The sequence below is a fragment of the Brytella acorum genome, from assembly GCF_029309905.1.
In the GTDB taxonomy this organism is placed as follows: Bacteria; Pseudomonadota; Alphaproteobacteria; order Acetobacterales; family Acetobacteraceae; genus Brytella; species Brytella acorum.
On sequence record NZ_JARBJP010000001.1, the window covers coordinates 345,256 to 364,017 of the forward strand.

General features: G+C 62.7%; 15 protein-coding genes. 10 read left to right on the plus strand and 5 right to left on the minus strand.

Features of this window, described 5'->3' with window-relative positions; genetic code table 11:
* Positions 1 to 5 precede the first annotated feature (5 nt).
* From rodA to PWM43_RS01560, 8 genes are all read left to right on the plus strand, one after another.
* The gene (gene rodA / locus PWM43_RS01525) at positions 6 to 1,160 is read left to right on the plus strand and encodes a rod shape-determining protein RodA (protein WP_289840798.1); all 1,155 of its coding nucleotides are present in this window, start codon (positions 6 to 8) and stop codon (positions 1,158 to 1,160) included.
* Positions 1,157 to 1,543 (plus strand): DUF3293 domain-containing protein, encoded by a 387-nt coding sequence (locus PWM43_RS01530; protein WP_289840799.1) that lies wholly within the window; start codon positions 1,157 to 1,159, stop codon positions 1,541 to 1,543. The genes rodA and PWM43_RS01530 overlap by 4 nt, the downstream gene beginning before the upstream one ends.
* 75 nt (positions 1,544 to 1,618) lie before the next feature.
* On the plus strand, positions 1,619 to 2,590 hold the full coding sequence (gene fabD / locus PWM43_RS01535) for an ACP S-malonyltransferase (protein WP_289840800.1): 972 nt from the start codon (positions 1,619 to 1,621) through the stop codon (positions 2,588 to 2,590).
* Between the two features lie 20 nt (positions 2,591 to 2,610).
* Positions 2,611 to 3,351 carry a 3-oxoacyl-[acyl-carrier-protein] reductase gene (gene fabG, locus PWM43_RS01540; protein ID WP_289840801.1) on the plus strand — a complete coding sequence of 247 codons (741 nt, stop codon included), beginning with the start codon at positions 2,611 to 2,613 and terminating at the stop codon, positions 3,349 to 3,351.
* Between the two features lie 235 nt (positions 3,352 to 3,586).
* Positions 3,587 to 3,826 carry an acyl carrier protein gene (locus tag PWM43_RS01545; RefSeq protein WP_289840802.1) on the plus strand — a complete coding sequence of 80 codons (240 nt, stop codon included), beginning with the start codon at positions 3,587 to 3,589 and terminating at the stop codon, positions 3,824 to 3,826.
* A 223-nt stretch (positions 3,827 to 4,049) separates the two neighbouring features.
* Entirely contained in the window at positions 4,050 to 5,312 is a 1,263-nt protein-coding gene (gene fabF / locus PWM43_RS01550) for a beta-ketoacyl-ACP synthase II (RefSeq protein WP_289840803.1), read from the plus strand.
* A 73-nt stretch (positions 5,313 to 5,385) separates the two neighbouring features.
* Positions 5,386 to 6,414 carry an endolytic transglycosylase MltG gene (gene mltG, locus PWM43_RS01555; protein WP_289840804.1) on the plus strand — a complete coding sequence of 343 codons (1,029 nt, stop codon included), beginning with the start codon at positions 5,386 to 5,388 and terminating at the stop codon, positions 6,412 to 6,414.
* Positions 6,415 to 6,548: 134 nt separating this feature from the next.
* A complete protein-coding gene (locus PWM43_RS01560; protein ID WP_289840805.1) occupies positions 6,549 to 6,983 on the plus strand; it encodes an NUDIX hydrolase in 435 nt (144 codons plus the stop codon).
* A gap of 7 nt (positions 6,984 to 6,990) precedes the next feature.
* Here PWM43_RS01560 and PWM43_RS01565 read toward each other — a convergent pair whose 3' ends face one another.
* Positions 6,991 to 7,782 carry an acid phosphatase gene (locus PWM43_RS01565; RefSeq protein WP_289840806.1) on the minus strand — a complete coding sequence of 264 codons (792 nt, stop codon included), beginning with the start codon at positions 7,780 to 7,782 and terminating at the stop codon, positions 6,991 to 6,993.
* Positions 7,783 to 7,851: 69 nt separating this feature from the next.
* Here PWM43_RS01565 and htpG point away from each other — a divergent pair, with 69 nt between their 5' ends.
* Entirely contained in the window at positions 7,852 to 9,717 is a 1,866-nt protein-coding gene (gene htpG / locus PWM43_RS01570; protein WP_289840807.1) for a molecular chaperone HtpG, read from the plus strand.
* A gap of 118 nt (positions 9,718 to 9,835) precedes the next feature.
* On the opposite strand, the gene PWM43_RS01575 is transcribed toward htpG, so the two are convergent.
* From PWM43_RS01575 to PWM43_RS01590, 4 genes are all read right to left on the minus strand, one after another.
* Positions 9,836 to 10,669, minus strand: a complete 834-nt coding sequence (locus tag PWM43_RS01575; protein WP_289840808.1) for a helix-turn-helix domain-containing protein — start codon at positions 10,667 to 10,669, stop codon at positions 9,836 to 9,838.
* Between the two features lie 248 nt (positions 10,670 to 10,917).
* Complete coding sequence (locus PWM43_RS01580) at positions 10,918 to 11,949, minus strand: retropepsin-like aspartic protease (protein WP_289840809.1); 1,032 nt, start codon at positions 11,947 to 11,949, stop codon at positions 10,918 to 10,920.
* A 187-nt stretch (positions 11,950 to 12,136) separates the two neighbouring features.
* A complete protein-coding gene (locus PWM43_RS01585; RefSeq protein ID WP_289840810.1) occupies positions 12,137 to 15,574 on the minus strand; it encodes a YhaN family protein in 3,438 nt (1,145 codons plus the stop codon).
* Complete coding sequence (locus PWM43_RS01590; protein ID WP_289840811.1) at positions 15,571 to 16,881, minus strand: metallophosphoesterase family protein; 1,311 nt, start codon at positions 16,879 to 16,881, stop codon at positions 15,571 to 15,573. Before PWM43_RS01590 ends, PWM43_RS01585 begins: the two co-directional genes overlap by 4 nt.
* Before the next feature lie 15 nt (positions 16,882 to 16,896).
* Here PWM43_RS01590 and PWM43_RS01595 point away from each other — a divergent pair, with 15 nt between their 5' ends.
* Positions 16,897 to 18,648, plus strand: coding sequence for a Na+/H+ antiporter (locus PWM43_RS01595; protein WP_289840812.1), 1,752 nt, complete (start codon positions 16,897 to 16,899; stop codon positions 18,646 to 18,648).
* Positions 18,649 to 18,762 lie beyond the last annotated feature (114 nt).

The following is an 18,762-nucleotide window of genomic DNA, read 5'->3' on the forward strand; positions in this document are numbered from 1 at the left end:
TCACGATGAATTTGCAGAAACGTCTCTGGCGGGCGGAGCCGAGTTTTCGTCTGCTTGCCAAGCTGATCCGGATCAACTGGCTTTACGTGCTGCTGATCTGCGCCCTGGCCGGTGTAGGTTATGGCGCGCTTTACTCGGCTGGCGGAGGCTCGTCGCATCCGTTTGCCGGTCCGCAGGCCATGCGTTTCGGCTTCGGGCTGATTATGATGACCGTCGTGGCGCTTCTCAGTCCGCGCGTTCTGAAAATCCTCTCCGTCCCGATTTACCTTGCCGCGATTGCGCTTCTGACCCTGGTGCTGCGGATGGGGCATGTGGGCAAGGGCGCGGAACGATGGATCAATCTGGGCGGCATTCAGTTCCAGCCATCGGAATTTGCCAAGATCGCCCTGGTTCTGGCGCTTTCGACATGGTTCTGCCGTCTCGACCCCAAGAAGATGGGCAACCCCCTGCGGCTTGTTCCGCCCGCTTTGATGGTGTTGCTGCCGGTGGGGCTGGTGCTCAAGGAGCCCAATCTCGGGACGTCCGTGATCATCGGCGTCATCGGGGCGACCATGTTCTTCGCGGCCGGAATGCGCCTGTGGCAGATCGCCCTGCTGGCTGTCCCGCTGCCCTTCCTGGGCAAGTTCGTCTACGCCCATCTGCACGATTACCAGAAAGCGCGGATCGAGACGTTCATGCATCCCGAGCAGGACCCTCTGGGTGCGGGTTACAATATCATTCAGTCCAAGATCGCTCTGGGCTCGGGCGGGATGTGGGGTGAAGGCTATCTTCATGGCTCCCAGGGGCAGCTCAATTTTCTGCCCGAAAAGCAGACGGATTTCATCTTTACGATGATCGGTGAGGAGTGGGGCTATGCCGGGGCGATCGCGGTCATCGGGCTGCTCGGTCTGATGATCGTCGGCGGAATGATGATCGCCATGCTCTGCCGCAACCAGTTCTGCCGTCTGCTGGCGTTCGGCATTACCATCGACCTGTTCATGTACTGCGCGGTCAACCTGTCGATGGTCATGGGCGTCATACCGGTCGGCGGCGTGCCGTTGCCGCTGATATCCTACGGCGGCTCGGCCATGCTGACGATGATGTTCGGATTCGGGCTGCTGCTTTCGGCATGGGTGCATCGCAACGAGCGCGACCGCCCGCGTGAGGACGACGCCGGATGAATCTTGTCCGGCCGCCCACCGACGCCGCGATCCGGGCTTATCGCAGGAGTCACTACGTGGCGCCGGGGCTGGATGTCCGGATCGGACGACCGCCTCGTGGCTGGCCGCTGCCCGGCGCTTCCATCGTTCTGCTCAGCGCATGCAATCCGAGCGGCAGGCGCCTGTCGGCCGGACTGAACGCATGGCGGATGTCCCGGCTTGAAGTCTGTCTCGACTCCTTTCCCTATCTGCGTGGCGAGGGGCGGCTCGGCCGCTGGTCCGAGACTTTGTTCGCGGTGGCGATGCCGTTGCGAAGGGCGTGTGTTGTGGCCCGACGTTTCGGGCAGAACGCGGTGGTCGCCCTGGCGCCGAACCACGCTGCGAGGCTGGTGTGGCTCGCATGAGGACGGGTTCCGATTTGACATCCGGGGCGCGTCTCGTCATCACGCGAAGACTTCATCGGTATTCAGGGTAGGGTCATGGCGGTTCGTGCTTTCGTGTTTCCGGGTCAGGGCAGCCAGTCTGTCGGCATGGGGCTCGCGCTTTACGAAGCGTTCGGTGTCGCGCGCGAAGTTTTCCAGGAGGTCGATGACGCGCTGAGTTTCAAGCTTTCCGAGATCATCTTTCGTGGCGAGCCCGCAATCCTTACGAGCACGGAAAATGCCCAGCCCGCCCTGATGGCCGTGTCCATGGCCACGCTTCGCGTTCTGGAGCACGAAGGCGGCTTCAAAATCCAGGATCGCGCCGCGCTGGTCGCCGGTCACTCTCTCGGAGAATATTCCGCACTGGCCGCCGCGGGTTCTTTCGGTGTCGCGCAGGCCGCCCGGCTGCTGCGTCTGCGCGGACAGGCCATGCAGCGCGCCGTCCCGGCGGGTGAGGGCGGAATGGCCGCTCTCATGGGGGTCGATCTCGACCAGGCGCAGGATATCTGCGACGCGGCGGCGATGGTGCAGGTCGAGGGGCAGGCCGACCGGCACGAAGTGATCGAGGTCGCCAACGACAATGGCGGCGGTCAGGTGGTCATTTCGGGCGTGATGAGCGCGATCGAACGCGCCGTGTTGATTTCACGCGAGCGCAAGGTCAAGCGCGCGGTCGTGCTGCCTGTTTCCGCGCCGTTTCACTGTTCGCTCATGAAGCCCGCGGCCGATGAAATGGCCGAGGCGCTCGCGAGTGCCGAGATCGCGGCGCCGGTCGTGCCGCTTGTCGCGAACGTGACGGCGGCCAAGGTGACATCGCCGGACGAAATCCGCAGCCTGCTGGTGCGTCAGGTGACGGGCTCGGTTCTGTGGCGCGAAACGATCCTGGCGATGGCCGCCATGGGGATCGATACGGTCGTCGAGCTGGGATCGGGGAAGGTGCTGTCCGGACTGGTGCGCCGTATCGATGGTGATATCGCGACGGCCAGCGCTGGTACGCCGGATGAGATCGAAGCCCTTCTCAAGACATTCTGAAGGCGAGGAAGAAAGACAACATGTTCAGCCTTGAAGGCAAGACGGCCCTGGTGACAGGTGCTTCGGGTGGTATCGGGGCCGCGATCGCCCGGACACTCCACGCGCAGGGGGCGTCCGTGGTGCTGTCCGGCACGCGGGAAGCGGCTTTGCAGACACTTGCGGATGAATTGGGGACGCGCGTGTTCATCTGCGCCGCGAACCTCTCGGATGCGGCGGAAGCTGATGCGCTTGTCGGAAAAGCCGAGAGCATCGCCGGTGCGCCGGCCGATATTCTCGTCAACAATGCGGGCCTGACCCGTGACGGGCTGGCCATCCGCATGAAGGATGCCGACTGGGCGCAGGTTCTGACGGTTGATCTGGAATCGCCGTTTCGTCTGTGCCGCTCGGTCCTCAAAGGCATGCTTCGCCGCCGTGCGGGTCGAATCGTCAATATCGCCTCCGTGGTGGGAACGACGGGTAATGGCGGTCAGGCCAATTATGCGGCGGCCAAGGCGGGCATGGTGGGCATGAGCAAGTCTCTGGCCCAGGAAGCCGGTTCGCGAGGCGTGACCGTCAATGTGGTGGCTCCCGGCTTTGTCGAAACGGCCATGACGGAGGTTCTTCCCGAGGCGCAGCGCGAGAAGCTGTTGGGCGCCATTCCGCTGGGTCGCATGGGGCAGCCTGCGGATGTTGCCGCGGCGGTCGCCTATCTGGTGTCCGACGAGGCGGCATGGGTGACCGGCGCGACGCTGCACGTCAACGGCGGCATGGCGATGAGCTGAATTTCAAGAGGATCCACGGGACCTTGCGCGCCGTACTTGGCGTCCGGGTGCAAAGCGTGCTAATCGCGCGCAGCTTCGTCCGGAGCGCGGGCTTTCGCTCGCCCGGCAAGTTCTCGGGTAGTGCCGGCCGCGAGCGGTCGGTCCGGTACAGGGGCACGAGCCGGTTCGAACGACCAGACGGGTCCATATCGTTTTTCAAACGCCCGCATCTCCGGGCAGACAGGAAGCCAGTAGAATGAGCGAAATCGCTGATAAGGTTAAGAAGATCGTCGTCGAACATCTCGGCGTGGACGAGAGCAAGGTGACGCCGGATGCGTCCTTCATCGACGATCTGGGCGCTGACAGCCTCGATACGGTCGAGCTCGTGATGGCCTTCGAAGAAGCCTTCAGTGTCGAAATCCCGGAAGATGCCGCCGAGAAAATCACGACCGTCAAGGACGCCATCGACTACATCGAGAAGCAGAAGTCTGCCTGATCAGGGCTGCTTCTCTGTTGCGTCGCGCGTTCCTGTCTCCGCGAAAGCGGCGTGGAGGGCGCGTGACGCCGATTTCCGGTTTCGGATGGGAACCTCCCCGCTGAAGTCCGGCTAAAGTAAAGTTTCAGGATCCCCGGGATGCTGTCGCATGTGGCGGCACGACTTTTGGCGGGATTCCCCGTTTGTGGAGATGCGGTCGCCCATGATGGCAGACATATCGGCAATGAAGGAAAGACGCGTCGTCGTCACCGGTATGGGTCTCGTCACGCCGCTTGGCGTTGGCGTCGAGCCGACTTGGCAGCGTCTGCTGGCCGGAGAGAGCGGTATTCGCCGTATTGCCTCTTTCGATCCCTCCGATCTCCCGGCCCAGGTCGCTGGCGAAGTGCCTGAAGGACCGACGGCGGAAGGCAAGTTCACCCTTTCCGACTGGGTCGCGCCCAAAGACCAGAAAAAGATGGACCGTTTCATCCATCTCGGCATGGCGGCAGCCATCATGGCCATTGAGGATTCAGGATGGAAGCCGGAGGATGAGGAAGGTCGCTGTGCAACGGGCGTGATGATCGGCTCCGGCATCGGCGGCCTCCAGACCATCTATGACGCTTCGCTGACCGTGGCGAGCGGCAAGGCCCGTCGTCTCTCACCGTTTTTCATCCCATCGGCGCTGATCAACCTGGTCTCCGGCCATGTTTCGATCCGCTATGGATTCAAGGGACCGAACCACTCCGCCGTGACGGCGTGTGCGACCGGCGTCCACGCCATCGGCGATGCGACACGACTGATCATGCTCGGCGATGCCGACGTGATGGTGGCGGGTGGCGCCGAAGCGGCAGTATGTCCCTTGGGCATCGCGGGCTTTTCCGCGGCGCGCGCCCTTTCGACCGCTTTCAACGACACGCCGGAAAAAGCGTCCCGTCCCTGGGACCGTGACCGTGACGGCTTCGTCATGGGCGAGGGTTCTGGCATCGTCGTCCTTGAGGAATACGAGCACGCGAAGCGCCGTGGCGCGAAAATCTATGGCGAGATCATCGGCTACGGTCTCTCAGGCGACGCCCATCATATCACAGCACCCGCGGAAGGCCATGAAGGGGCGTTCCGCGCCATGAGCAAGGCCATCGCCAGTGCCGGACTGACGCCGGCGGATATCGATTACGTCAATGCCCATGGCACGTCGACCATGGCCGATGATCTTGAACTCGATGCCGTGCAGCGCCTTTTCGGCGATCACGCCTCCAAGCTGGCCATGTCCTCGACCAAGTCCGCGATCGGTCATCTTCTGGGTGCAGCCGGGTCCGTCGAAGCCATGTTCTGCATGCTGGCCATTCGTGACGGTGTCGTGCCGCCTACTCTCAATCTCGACAACCCGGCAACCGAGAGCCCGATTGATCGCGTGGCGCATGAAGCCCAGCGTCGCGACGTCAAGGTCGCGCTCTCCAACAGCTTCGGCTTTGGCGGGACCAACGCCAGCATCGTCGTTCGCGGCGTCTGACCGGTGCGCTTCCGGCGCGTTTCTCCGCGCCGGAAGATAAGATGAAGCCGGAAGATAAGATAAAGGACGAGTCATGCGGCGACTGGCATATGGCCTGATCCTGTGCGCCCTGGGCGCCTTGATCGGTCTGGGCGTCGCCGGATGGTATGGATGGTCGATCTACAACCGTCCGGGGACGCTGGCGCAATCCGCCGATATGGATGTCCCGCGGGGCGATACCGGAAGGGTATTTTCCGCCCTCGTTGCGAAAGATCTTCTTCCTCCCGACCAGGTAACCGAGATGGTTTTTCGGGCGTCTGTCTGGGTGACGCGGCGTGCAGGCGCGCTGCATGCGGCTGAACTGAATTTTCCCGCTCACGCGTCGATTCGCGATATCCTGAACGTTCTGCGCCATGCGCCGCCCGTTCAGCATCATCTGACCATCCCCGAAGGCTGGACCGGCGTCCGGATCACCGAACTGCTCGCAAACACGGCCATACTCGCGGGCGGCGTGCCGATGTTTCCCGAAGGAAGCGTTTTCCCGGATACGGTCTCTTTCGTTCGGGATACGACGCGTGCAGCCATCGTCGCGCGCCTTCAGAAGCGCATGACGCGTGTCCTGGCGGATGTGTGGGAACATCGCGATCCGGCTCTGGCGCTTTCCGATCCGCGCGCGCTCCTGATTCTCGCATCCATCGTCGAACGTGAGACCGGAACGCCTGCTGAGCGCGCCCAGATCGCGCAAGTTTTTCTCAATCGGCTCAGGCTGGGCATGAAGCTTCAGTCCGACCCGACGGTCGTTTACGATCTGAGCGACGGGCGCGGTGACCTGGGACGTTCTCTTCAGCATGCGGATCTGGCCGAATCCGGACCCTTCAACACCTATCGCATCGCGGGACTTCCGCCCGCGCCCATCTGTTCGCCGGGGCGCGCCTCTCTTGAGGCGGTCGCGCATCCGTCTGGCGATCAGAGTCTTCTGTATTTCGTGGCGACAGGTTCGGGAGGCCACCATTTCGCAGCTTCCCTCGAAGACCATAATCGCAATGTCAGCGACTATCGCAAGGCCCGCAAGGCGGCTCCCGTGAAAATCATGACCACTCCGGCCGACCCGCGGCGTCGGTAGCGCGGGTTTTCCCGAAGCACAGCGTCTGGATGTGGCGCATATTTCCGACGGAGGGCGCTTTGTTTTGCACCGTAATCTGATCGGGCGTCCGATGAAGCCGGACGACGTCTCTTTAAACGTATCGAGGTGAGTTCATGCGTGTTCCGGCCTCTCAGGTGAACATCATCCGCATCGCATGCGCCATGATCTGCAATGAGCGCGGGGAGATGCTGGTTGTGCGCAAGCGTGGCACCAGCGCGTTCATGCAGCCGGGAGGCAAGATCGAGCCGGGTGAGGCGGCGAACGTTGCTCTCGCCCGGGAGCTTATCGAGGAAATCGCCGTTGTCGCGGACGCTGCCGAGATGGCGTTCCTCGGCTGTTTCTCGGCGCCCGCCGTCAATGAGCCGGGATGGACCGTCGAGGCACAGTTGTTTGCTGTTCCGTACACAGGCGTGCCCGTGGCATGCGCGGAGATTGAAGCTATCCGCTGGGTCGATCCCGTGGCGGCCGGCGATCTCGTGCTGGCGCCGCTGACGCGCGATGCCGTGCTGCCGCTCTGTGTGAGAGGACATCGGCAGCCTCGGAGATAAGCCGCGATTACTCGATGCGCATGTTCGCAGCGGCCTGTTCGACGGCACAGCTTTGCGGGTCGGGAGATTGTGGCGTGCGACGCGCTTCCGCAACTTCCCTTTTCACGGCACGCATCCGCGATGATATGGACCTGTCCGCCTGAAGGGCCCGAAACATGAAGGCTCCGTTCAGCCACCCCGCCTGAACGTCACTTTTCCAGTGGGCGCCGCAAACGATGCGGCTTTCTCCAAAGACGCGCGCGCGCTGGAAAATGGCGGCGGCACGGTCCGGCATGAGTTCTGCCAGGAGGGATGCCGCTGCCCAGCTGAAAGTCGCATGGCCTGAAGGGTAGGAGTAGCCAAGACGATATTTGTCGAACGTGTCGAGACAGACCGGGGCATCGCTTTGCGCATAGGGGCGCGGACGTTTCCAGTCGTTTTTTTCGGCTGACACAACCGGGCGCAAAGCATCACGGTACGTTCCAAGCAGGGCGGCGAGCCGGGGCGTCTTCCGGGCATCCATCCGCATTCCGGCGGCGCAGGAAAAGGCCTCCAGAATGTGAGCGGGTGAAAGCCGGTCGTCACGGATCGCCAGCGCCCAGCGCTCGGTGCCCTGCAGGGCGCGCGTTTGGGTGAAGACGGCCATGTCGAGCGCCTCGGCGGCTGATCCGCGCGCGGGTGGCGGCGGCAGAATGCGGCGACCGTCGGGAAGCTGCGGGAGCGCGAACGTCGATGCGGTCAGAAGCAGCGCAAGAAACAGAAAAATAAGCGCGCGAAGCGGGGGCCGTTGCTGTTTCAGACTGTTGAAAACCGCATGCACGCTTCGCATATTCCTTCGTGATCCGGGCGCTTCTGAAAAAGCGTCTTTTTAGAAGATGATGAGGAAAGTATGAGCGAAGACACTGTGCATGCACAACCTCAGGGCGTTGAGCAACATGAATTCAGCGCCGAAGTCGGGCGTCTGCTCGATCTTGTGGTTCATGCGCTGTATTCGGAACGCGAGATTTTTCTGCGTGAACTGGTCGCGAACGCGGCGGATGCGTCAGACAAGCGTCGCTTCGAAGCCCTCACCGATGCGACGAAGGCGCTCCCTGCGGATGCTGCCATTCGCATCCATCCCGACAAGGAGGCGCGTCTGCTGACGATCAGCGATGACGGCGCCGGGATGAGCCGTGACGAGCTGGCCAAAAATCTCGGCACCATTGCGCGTTCCGGCACCCGCGCGTTCGGCGAGAAGCTCAGCGATGCGAAACCTGAAGACCGTCCGAGCCTGATCGGCCAGTTCGGCGTCGGTTTCTATGCGGCGTTCATGGTGGCTGACCGCGTCGAGGTGACGTCGCGCCAGCCGGGGACGGATGTGGCATGGAAATGGTCGTCCGACGGCAAGGGCGCCTATACGATCGAGCCCGCGACCCGCGAGAAGCCGGGCACGGATATCGTGCTGCACATCAAGTCCGATGCGGACGATTTCCTCGATGCGTGGCGCCTGCGGTCGATCGTGCGCAAATGGGCCGATCACATCTCATGGCCGATCACGATCCGCGAGGGCGACGAGGACAAATCCGCCAATGAGGGCACCGCACTCTGGCGCAAGCCGAAATCCGAGATCACGCCGGAGCAGTATACCGAATTCTACCGTCATATCGCGCATCAATTCGACGAGCCCTATGCGACGCTGCACTGGAGCGCCGAAGGCACGACCGAATTCACGTCGCTGCTGTTCATTCCCGGCGCGCGCCCGTTCGATTTCATGGAGCAGTCGCGCGAGAGCAAGGTGCATCTCCATGTGCGCCGCATGTTCATCACCGATGAAGCCGAGCTGCTTCCGGCATGGCTGCGTTTCGTGCAGGGCGTGGTCGATACCGAGGACCTGCCTCTGAACGTCTCGCGTGAGATGCTGCAATCGACGCCGGTTCTGGCACGCATTCGCAAGGCCGTGACCAAGCGTGTCGTCAACGAGATCCGCACCCGCTCGAAGGATACCGAGAATGCGGCCGGTTTCGCGGCGTTCTGGGAGAATTTCGGCCCGATCGTCAAGGAGGGCATCTGGGAAGATTCCGATTATCGTCAGGAACTTGCCGGTTTCGCGCGCTTCCGCTCGACGCATGGCGATGATCCCGTGACGCTGGACGACTATCTCGGCCGCATGAAGCCGGGGCAGGAGGCGATCTACTACCTCACGGGCGACAATCCCGAGGCGCTGGCCGCTTCGGCGCAACTCGAGGGCTACAAGGCGCGCGGGGTCGAGGTTCTGCTGCTCTCCGATCCTGTGGACGGTTTCTGGCCGGAACGTCTGAGCTCCTATCAGGACAAGCTCCTGAAGAATGTCAGCCAGTCGCATGGCGATCTGGAGAAGTTCGAGGCGCCCGCGCCGACGGGCGAAGCAGCCGATCTTATGGCCCTCATTCCGGCGCTGAAGGAAGCTCTGGGTGACGACGTCAAGGATGTGCGCGGCACGGAGCGCCTTGTCGGCAGCGCGGTCGTCATCACATCGGAGGGTGGCCCGGATCTGATGATGCAGCGGATGATGCGTCGTTCGGGTCAGACCTTGCCGCCCAATCCGCCCATTCTCGAACTCAACCCGCGTCATCCGCTGATTCGCGATCTCGCGGCGCGGGTCGCCAGGGGCGAGAGCGTGGTGGATTACGGTAAGGTTCTGCTGGATGTGGCCCGCATTCAGGATGGCGAGCCCCTGCCGGACGCCGCGGCCTTCACCCAGAAACTGACGGCGATCCTGGCCAGTACGCTGGCCTGATACGCGGCGATGTCGACGTCCCCGAAAGGGACGCCGACGGTCGGTCTGTTATGAAAAACCCCGGTGCGATGGTATCGCACCGGGGTTTTTCATGCGTATTGAAACCACCTTCCGCCGGTCAGTGAACCGGATGGATTTTCTGGCGCAGTTCGCCGGGTGGAATGCTGAAGGCCTCGCGAAATCTGCGGGAGAAATGAGCCGCCGAACGGAAGCCATAACGCTTGCCGATCTCGCCGACAGGCAGGTGCTGCTGGGCGGGATCCGTAATGGCCTGTCGCGCGCGCTCCAGGCGGCGCCGGAGAATCCAGTTGCCCAGGGTTCCATCCGCATGGCCGAAAATCTGATAGAGATTGCGCTGCGAGATGTCGAAATGCTTCGCGATCGTCTGGGGAGACAGTTCGCAATCGCTGATATTGGCCTCGATGTAGTCACGTACGGACATGCGTTGCAGGGCGCGTCGATCGGCAACATCCTCCGATGCCAGATTGGCGCGCAACGTCGTATCGAGCAGGTCTACCAGATGGCTGGACATGCGTCTGATCGTGGCCGGATGAACGTTCTCGTCATGCTCCTCCTGACAGAGATGGCGGGCTGTCACGAGGAGGAGGCTTCCCGGAATGGAGCTTGTGGAGAAGGAGATGTGAGACATCTTCTCCAGAGCCGGAATACGATGGACGACGGCATGGCGCGAAATTTCGATCCTCATGGCGTGGGATTTTTCACGCTCCAGCCAACGCCCGCGATCGTGCAGAGGCATGAATCCGCGCAGGGCATCGATATCTTCGACGGCATCGTCCCACGCGATATGACTGGAATGTTCGATCTGCAACACGATACTCAGGCGCGTCGCATGGTTGAAATGCATCTCGTCATGCCCGTCGGCATGCTCCGTGATCGTAAGATCTCCGATCACACGATGGGCGCTGTGGCGGAAAGAAGGTCTTTTTTTCATCGTCGTCCACGGCCTCGCGCAATCATTGAACACGCTGCCAGTTTGTATCGACAGCAAAAGGAAGGACGCTCGCCGGCTGCCGGTTGTAAAACGAAAAGATTCGAAATGGCAAAACGGCCCATCTATATCCGGTTCTTGTCTGGCTTCTCTGAAAGAGGTTGTTTCGCCCTTCGTTTATGTCGGACCGAGCCGTCGAGATCACAAGGGCCCATAGGGATAACAACGAAGTATTAACGATTTACGTTTTTCTACTGGCCGACATTTGTGTGAGCGATATGCGACGAAATGGGCGACAGATTGCCGCCGCCAATGTCGCGCGGACCGCTGTCCTGCTCCGTATCGCTGAAAAACATCATTCCGGACTGAAATCCGAGCAGCACGCGGCGATGTCGAAAAAAATCACGTCCGAGAAGGCTGAAATCGACCGGTTCGATATTCACCGCGAAGGGGCCGCCATGCCAGTTCCCGATGGAGACGGTCTTGTACTGATGACGGTAGCCGATGCGTGTTTCACCGGCGAGCGTATTGACGCGGTTCTCGTTGTGTAGAGAATCCAGCGATAGACCATCCGCCGTTGCGTCTTTCTGTGCCACGACCGAAAGATTGGAGCCGGGCTCGATATACATACCGAGCGGCGCACCATCGACCGTCACGGTAACCATATTGTTTTCATATCGTGGTCCGACAATGAGAGGCGCACGGAAAGCTCTGGCGCCGATGACCTGAGACAGGGAAGGACAATCCGTTGTCCTGCGGTTGATGAACATTACGAAGCGTCTGGCCGGCATGTCGATCAGAACATTGTAATTGCCGAGAATGTTGAAGCCCATGATGCCGAGCGTTCCCATTCTGGCGTCAGGCGGATCATTGAATTCGCCCATTTTCAGGGCGTCGACTTTTTCCGCGTGACCCTGCGCGAAGGTGAACGAGTCCAGACGCGTGGTCCAGCTATGTCCGAGCCCCATCAGGCTGGTCGCCTGTGCGTTTTCAATGTCGGGGAGGTCGAGCCGCTCGTCGTTTCCATCGAAAACGCCGATGACGTCCTGACTGAGGCTGAGAAACGCCCCGCCTCGTTCACCATTGATGGTGATGGGCACTGTGGGGCTGCCATTGCGACTGATGATCTCGGATGCGAGAATATGTTCCAGACACCGTGCGGGGAGGTGCGTTTCCGCTTCGATGTCGAACGGATAGGGCTCGGGCACGAAGGGCGGCGGCCCTTTTTCTTTTGCCGTCGTGGTCGCGGGTGGTGTGGTAATTGTGGTGATCCCCTGGTGCACTCTGGGCGAGCATCCCGAAAGGACAAGTATCGCGGCGGTACTGGAAAAACTCCGGGCCACGGCTTTTCGGGAACACAACATGCTTCACGCTCACGAACGGATCATTCTTTTAAGACCGTGCTCGAAAAGACACGACATGACAAATGAGCAATACGACAGATGACGTGTTCCCGTCGGATGTGGGGCGTCAGGCTCCCGTGATGTCCAGCGGAGGAACGTTCAAAACGTCCGATGCCATCTCCGCGAGATGAGCGTGATGGGTGAGGAAAATGACCTGCGTGCGACGTGAAATGTCGCCGAGAAGCTCCAGACCCGCTCGCGCGCGGGCGTCGTCGAATGTCATGAACAGATCGTCCGCCAGAACCGGAAGGGCCCGCCCGCGTGCGATGTCCTGGTCCAGCGCCGCAAGGCGCAGGGCAAGGAAAAGCTGGTCTGCGGTGCCCTCGCTCATCTGCCCGACGCGCACCATGCGCTCACTGTCCGAAAGCTGTGCGACAAGTTCGTGGGTGGGGTCTTCGACGATGCTGAGCGACGCATAGCGCCCCAGCGTCAGTCGATGGAAGAACGCACTGGCGCGTTGCAGCAGGGGGTTGTGGCTGTGAGAGCGCTGGCGGGCGACGATCCGCTTGAGGATGACGGCTTCGAGCCGCGCGTTGATATAAAGCGCGGCTTTCTGTCCGATTTCGGCCAGTGCCGCCTGGACATCCGCCGCGGCGTCGGTCGTGCCGCCCACCTCCTCGATCCGGCGCAGCGTCGCGCGCGCTTCGACGCGTTCGTGCATCAGGACTTCGCGCTTGTTCTTATGAAGCTGGCGTTCGGCCTCCAGACGCTCCTGGGCGGCGATCAGGTCGTCGGGCGTCTGGTCGGCGCTTTGCGCATCGAGTTCCGATACGGGCAGTCCGTCACCCTGCGTGAACAGTTCGTGTTCGGTCGTCCCGCGCTCGGCCAGAAGATCGCGCGTTTCGCGCGAGGCGGCGATGGCGGCCTGAAGCGCGCCCGGATCCGTGGTGCCTGCCCGCGTCTCGAAGGGCGCCAGGGCGGTGCGCTGCGCCTGCATCCGCGCCATCAGGGCGGCGAGCGTGTCGCGCGCCGCGCTCAGCCTCTGGCCGAGACCGGCCTTGTGTCTGGCGTCCTCCAGGGCGCTGCCGCGTCGACTGATGAGCGCGGCAAGACGGGTGGGTGCGTCTCCCGCCGGAACGCCATGTCGCATGGCAAGAGCCGCGAGTTCGTTCGCATGACTGTCGCGCGCGGCTTCCACCGTCTGGATGGTCTGGCGCAGGGACAGGATCTCATGGGCGAGTTTTCGGGCGTCCTCGACCCGCGAAAGCGTGTCCTGCGTCGTCTCTGCCGGGAGCGAAACGCGCGCGCATGCGGCGGCCCAGCGTGTGTCCCATGTCGTGCGCGCGGCGGTGACGAGAGCCTGCTCGGCACGGGCCGCGGCCAGCGCGGCGGCGGCGTCTTCACGGCTTTTTTCCCTCTCTTTGCGCGCGGCCTCCGTCGCCGCAAGGGCGCGATGATGCGTTTCGGCGAGAGCGATGGCATCGGCGAGCGACGCTTCTGGCTGGATCATAACGCCCGCTTCGCGCAGCCGCGCGGTCGCGTGCGTCAGGGCGGAGAAGCGCGTCGTTCGTTCCTGCTCAAGAGCCCGAACCTGCCTGTCCGCTTCCATGGCGTCGAAGCGTCTCGCGCCCCATGCCGCCAACGGTCCCGGAGCAAGAGCCGGCAGGCCATCTCGCTCGCATTGCCGCGCCCATGCGGCGTTCCAGACATCGAGGGCGGCGAGGCTCGCCTCCTGTGTTTCCTGCGCCTGCCGAAGGGAGAGCGACGCCGTTTCGATGTCGCGTTCCCGCTGCGCAAGCTGCGCGGCTTCCGCCGCGGCCGCGAAGCGACGATCCGTCAGAACGTCCGCCTCGCGGAGGGTCCGGGTCACGGCTTCCAGAGCCTCGTTGCCGGGGCGCCGTTCCGTTTGCAGTGCCTGAAGCACGGCCTCCCAGGCTTCGTCCCGGCATCTGCGGGCGTCCGCCACCTGTGCCGTGGAAATCGCGCCGCGTTTTGCGAGTTGCAGCCGTTCATGCTCGAATTTTTCGAGAGTCTGGCGGGCCAGGCGCGTCTCCTGTTCGGCGGTCGCAAGCCGCCCCTCAAGCGTCAGGCTCTGTTTCTGGGCCGCGCCCAGTGTTTCCGTATCCGGAAGAACCATGCGGCGGAGCGTCTCGAACGATCCCGACCATGGGTGCAGCCGCGCGAGCGCATCGTCGCGCTGGGCACATGCGTCGTCCAGAATGCTGAGCCCGCGCGTAAGCGCCGCATCGAGATCACCGAGGGACCGCGCCCGCTCCAGCAGGACGCGCAGGCTGTCGGCCTCTAGAGGCGGCGCGTCTTCGGCCGGAACCGTCCCGGCCTGTGTGATCGCGGCGGTTCGCTCCGTGTCGGAAAGGATCTTGCGGGCATGGTCGTCGCGCGTATCGAGCTGGATACGCTCCCTCAGCAGATCATGCAGGGGTTTGAAGGACGCGTTTTCCGGAAGACGGGCGCGGATCGCCGCGGCGTCGCCGGGCAACCCGATGACGCGCGCCAGTTCTCCGAGCGCGGCTTCCTGCGTCGCCAGTGTCTGGCGCTGTGCGGGAAGGGCCACGATGGCCTCGTGCGCTGTCAGGGTCCGGTCGCGCAGCCTTTCGATCGCGTCGGCATCCGCCAGGATCGCGGCGTCCGGCTGGCACGCCTCGTCTTGCAGGATCAGGGCGTCGAGCGTGTTCTGCTCGATCCGGTGGTTCTGGCGGAGCTGCGCCAGCGCGTCGCGGGCCGCCTCGAAGGCGTGCTCGTCCATTTCCGAAAAAAGCGGTGTTTCTCGTCCGCTCAGTCGCTCCATGAGCGATCGCCTTCGGGCGAGAAAGGGAGCCACGCGACGAAGGCGTTCGATGTGTCGGCCTTGCCTGTCCTGTTCGGCGATCGTCGCGTCGAATGCGGCGATCCGGGCTTCAAGATCGTTCAGTTTCGCGTTGGCGGCTTTCCATTCCTGCATGGAAGCGCCATCGCGCAACGCTTTCTGGGCGTCCTGAAGCTGGCGACGCGCCGTGTTGATGGCGTCGACGCGACCGCCCCGTTTCCACAACCCCCCCGTTTCTTCATCAAGTGAACGCAGAACCTCATGCACGCCGGTCAGGCCGAACCCGGCGCTCAGAAGCTGCTGTCCCGCGTCGCCCCCGAAAGACGTCATCTCCCGACCACCCTCGCGGAGCCGCGTGTGATCGAGGCTCCACAAACGCTCATAGTCCTTGCGGGTGAGGCCCTGGAGGTTGCGTTGCAACGGGGTCTCGTCGATCGCCGCGTTATCGAGGCTGTCTCGCAACGTGGCGGCGCGGCCGCGACGACGGATGCCGCCCAGCGTCTGTCCCTCCACCTCCAGCGACGCGCCCACCCGCAGCATGGGCGCGTCGAAGCGCCAGTTCTGCCCGACCGCATGCGGAAAGCCGAACAGGAAATCCCCGATGGCCGCAAGCAGTGTGGATTTTCCGGCTTCGTTGCGGCCCGATACGATGTGGATATCGTGCTCGCGTCTGGGAAAATCCAGCGACGTATTTTCAAAATGACCGTAGCGTAGAAGGTCGAGGCGGGAGATCCGCATCATGCGTCATCTCCGGTGATGCCCAGTCGCGCATCCAGCGCATGGGTCGCCTCCGTGAGCAGTCGCGCCCACTCATCGGCGCGTGCCAGGGCCAGGGCATCCTCCGGCGCGTCGGTCATGTCGATGCTCGATAGCGTATTGAGCAGCGGCGCAAGCTCGGATCTCGCTTCCTCGACCAGGAGGGGGTCCGCCAGCGCCTGGGCGATGAGGGCGCGGATATCCGCCATGCCTTCGGTTTCTCCTTCCGAAAGCACCTTCGGAGGCGGGGTGGTGCGGATTTCGACTTTTTCGATCGCTGGCGTGCCGGGCAGCATCTGGGCGATTTCCAGCACGGAATCCCGCACGCCACTGGCGCGCAGACGCAATCTGGCATCGAGCGATGTGGCCCCGCCAAGTGTGAGGCGCGCGACGAGAAGCCGATCGCCGAGCGCCTCGTTACAGGCGCTTGCCAGACGTGTTGAAATGGCGTCGTGCAGCGCGCTCTCGCTGGTCATGCCGGCGCAGTCGATGGCCAGTTCCGCCCAGCGGAGCACATCGCATGGGCAGTGATCGAGATGGGCGATGCGGCCATTTTCGACGGTGACGAGAGTCGCGCCCTTGGGGCCGGATTCGTGGATGTGCCGACCCTGAAGCACGCCCGGAAAGACGATGTAAGGCCCGGAACCGAACTCCATCCGCTCGTGCACGTGCCCCAGCGCCCAGTAATCATAGCCCTTGGCGAAAAGCGTTTCAGGCGCGCAAGGTGCATAGGTTTCATGGGCGCTGTAGCCGCCGAGCGAGGTGTGCAGGACACCGATATTGAACCAGCCCGGCACCGGAGGCGGATAGGCCGGCGTCATGTCCGACACGACCTGCCGACTCTCGAAACCCTGCCCGTGCAGCGCAACCTGAAGGTCGTCGAGCCTGAAGGTTTCGGGCTTCGTCGTGCTGAATCGCTGTACGCCGGGTGGCAGGGGCACATCGCGCGAGATCAGGGAAGCCGCGTCGTGATTGCCCTGGAGAATATAGACGCGGATGCCCGCTTCGACGAGCCGTCCGAGCGCGCGGGCCATGTAAAGTCCCGTTCCCGCGTCTTTCCATGTGCCGTCATAGAGATCGCCCGCGATGACGAGAAAATCGACGCGCCTGTCGATGGCGAGATTGACGAGATTGTCCAGCGCGCCGCGTGTGGCGCCGCGGATACGTTCGAGCGGCAGGCCATCGTAGCGCTGGAGACCCCGCAGGGGGCTGTCGAGATGAAGATCGGCGGCGTGCAGAAAACGGAAGGACGACATAGGGTGCAGAGTGGGTAAGCCGCTCGGGAGCGTCAAGCGCCCTTCCGTGACATGACCCTATTTGCTCATTGCGCGGATTTCCCGCAGAAGAAAGCCGCGATGTCCGAAGCGGAACACATTCTTATCCTCCTCGTTCTCACGGTGGTCGGCAGTCTGCTGGTGCGAGCGGCATCAAACCGCGTGCCCTTGCCACTGGTGCAGATCGTGCTGGGTGTCGCGGCCGCGCTGTGCGGGCTGAAGATCGGGCTGAGGCCGGATCTTTTCATGCTGGTTTTCCTGCCCCCGCTTCTGTTTACCGATGCGTTCCGCATGCCGCTTCGTGAGTTTTCGGAGCTGCGCGGCGTCATTCTCTTTCTGGCCTTCGGCCTCGTGGTCGTCTCGACGGTCCTGTGTGGCTACGCGATTCACTGGATGCTTCCAGCCATCGGCCTCGCCGTCTGTTTCACCCTGGCGGCCGCGCTTTCGCCTACGGATACCGTCGCGGTTTCAAGCCTGATCGCGGGGCGTCGCGTGTCTGAACGGCTGATCCATATTCTCAATGGCGAGGCCCTGTTCAACGACGCATCGGGTCTCGTCTGTTTTCATTTCGCGATGGTTGCCGCGATGACGGGTGAGTTCTCGTATCGCCACGCGTTCGGCTCCTTCGTTCTGGTATCGTTCGGTGGCCTGGCCATCGGGGCCGGTCTGTCGTGGCTGGCCGTCCGGGCCGAACGTATCCTGCTGCGTCGCGGCTTCGACGATCCGCAGATGCAGGTTCTGATGATCGTCCTGCTGCCTTTCGTCATTTATGAAGCGGCCGAAAAGGTTCATGCGTCCGGCATTCTGGCCGCCGTCGCCGGCTGCATGGTCGTCAAGCTGACGGGCGTCGCCGACGAGGCGGCAACCGCCACGCGTCTCCAGGCGGGCACGGTTCTGACGACGGTCAGTTACGTCTTCAACGCCCTGATCTTCCTGCTCCTCGGTCTGCAACTGCCCTGGCTCCTGGATGCCGGCGTCGAACTCGCCCATCAGCACAGCGCCAAGATCTGGCAGCTATCGCTGCTTGTCGGCGAGGTATACGCGATCATGCTCGTGATCCGCTTCTGCGGCATCTGGGTTTCCGTACTGCGTCGGTGGATCGGCGCGCGCGTTCATCGTCGACCGTTCGTGTTTCCGCGTTTTCTCGAAGTCGTTCTCCTGTCGTTCTCCGGCGTGCGGGGCGCCGTGACGCTGGCCGCGGTCCTATCCCTGCCTGCGGCGGCCGCCAACGCCGAAGCGTTTCCGGGCCGCAGTTTCGTCATTACGGTCGCGGCGGGCGTGATCGTGGTTTCGCTGGTGCTGGCCGCGTTCGCCATTCCGTTCTGTATTCATTTCCTGCCGCGCGAACTGGCGGACAAACACGCCCAGGAGGAAAACCTCGCACGGCAGCGGCTTTTGCAGGCCGTTCTGCGCCTGCTCCGCGACGAACAGAACAAAACGGAAAAAGCGCGGACAGCGGTCGTCGACAGCGGCTCGGGCGATCACACCGATGAAGATATCCGTCTCGAGGTTCTCGGTCGCCTTGCGCAGACCTATGATAACCGTCTCAGCCAGACGGACGGTCCTACCCAGACTCCGATCATGAGCCGCACGACAGCCCTTCGCCGGGAGCGGATCGAACTGGCGATGCGGCTCGTGCTTCTGCGCCTCCAGCGGCAGACATTGCACGACCTCGCGGAAGCGCGTGACATCAATGACCAGACCGAATGGGAAATCCAGCGTGAGCTGGATTATGAAGAACAGGTCATTCGCGGCCGCGTTCAAAGACTGCCGCAGGATATATGAAAGAAGCAGACACATTTTCTTCTTTCATAATTTACGTCAAAGTTTTTCCCGCACATTACGTTTACCCGTCATGACCTTGACGAATCCGCTCAATATGGCGACCTGAGTATCAAA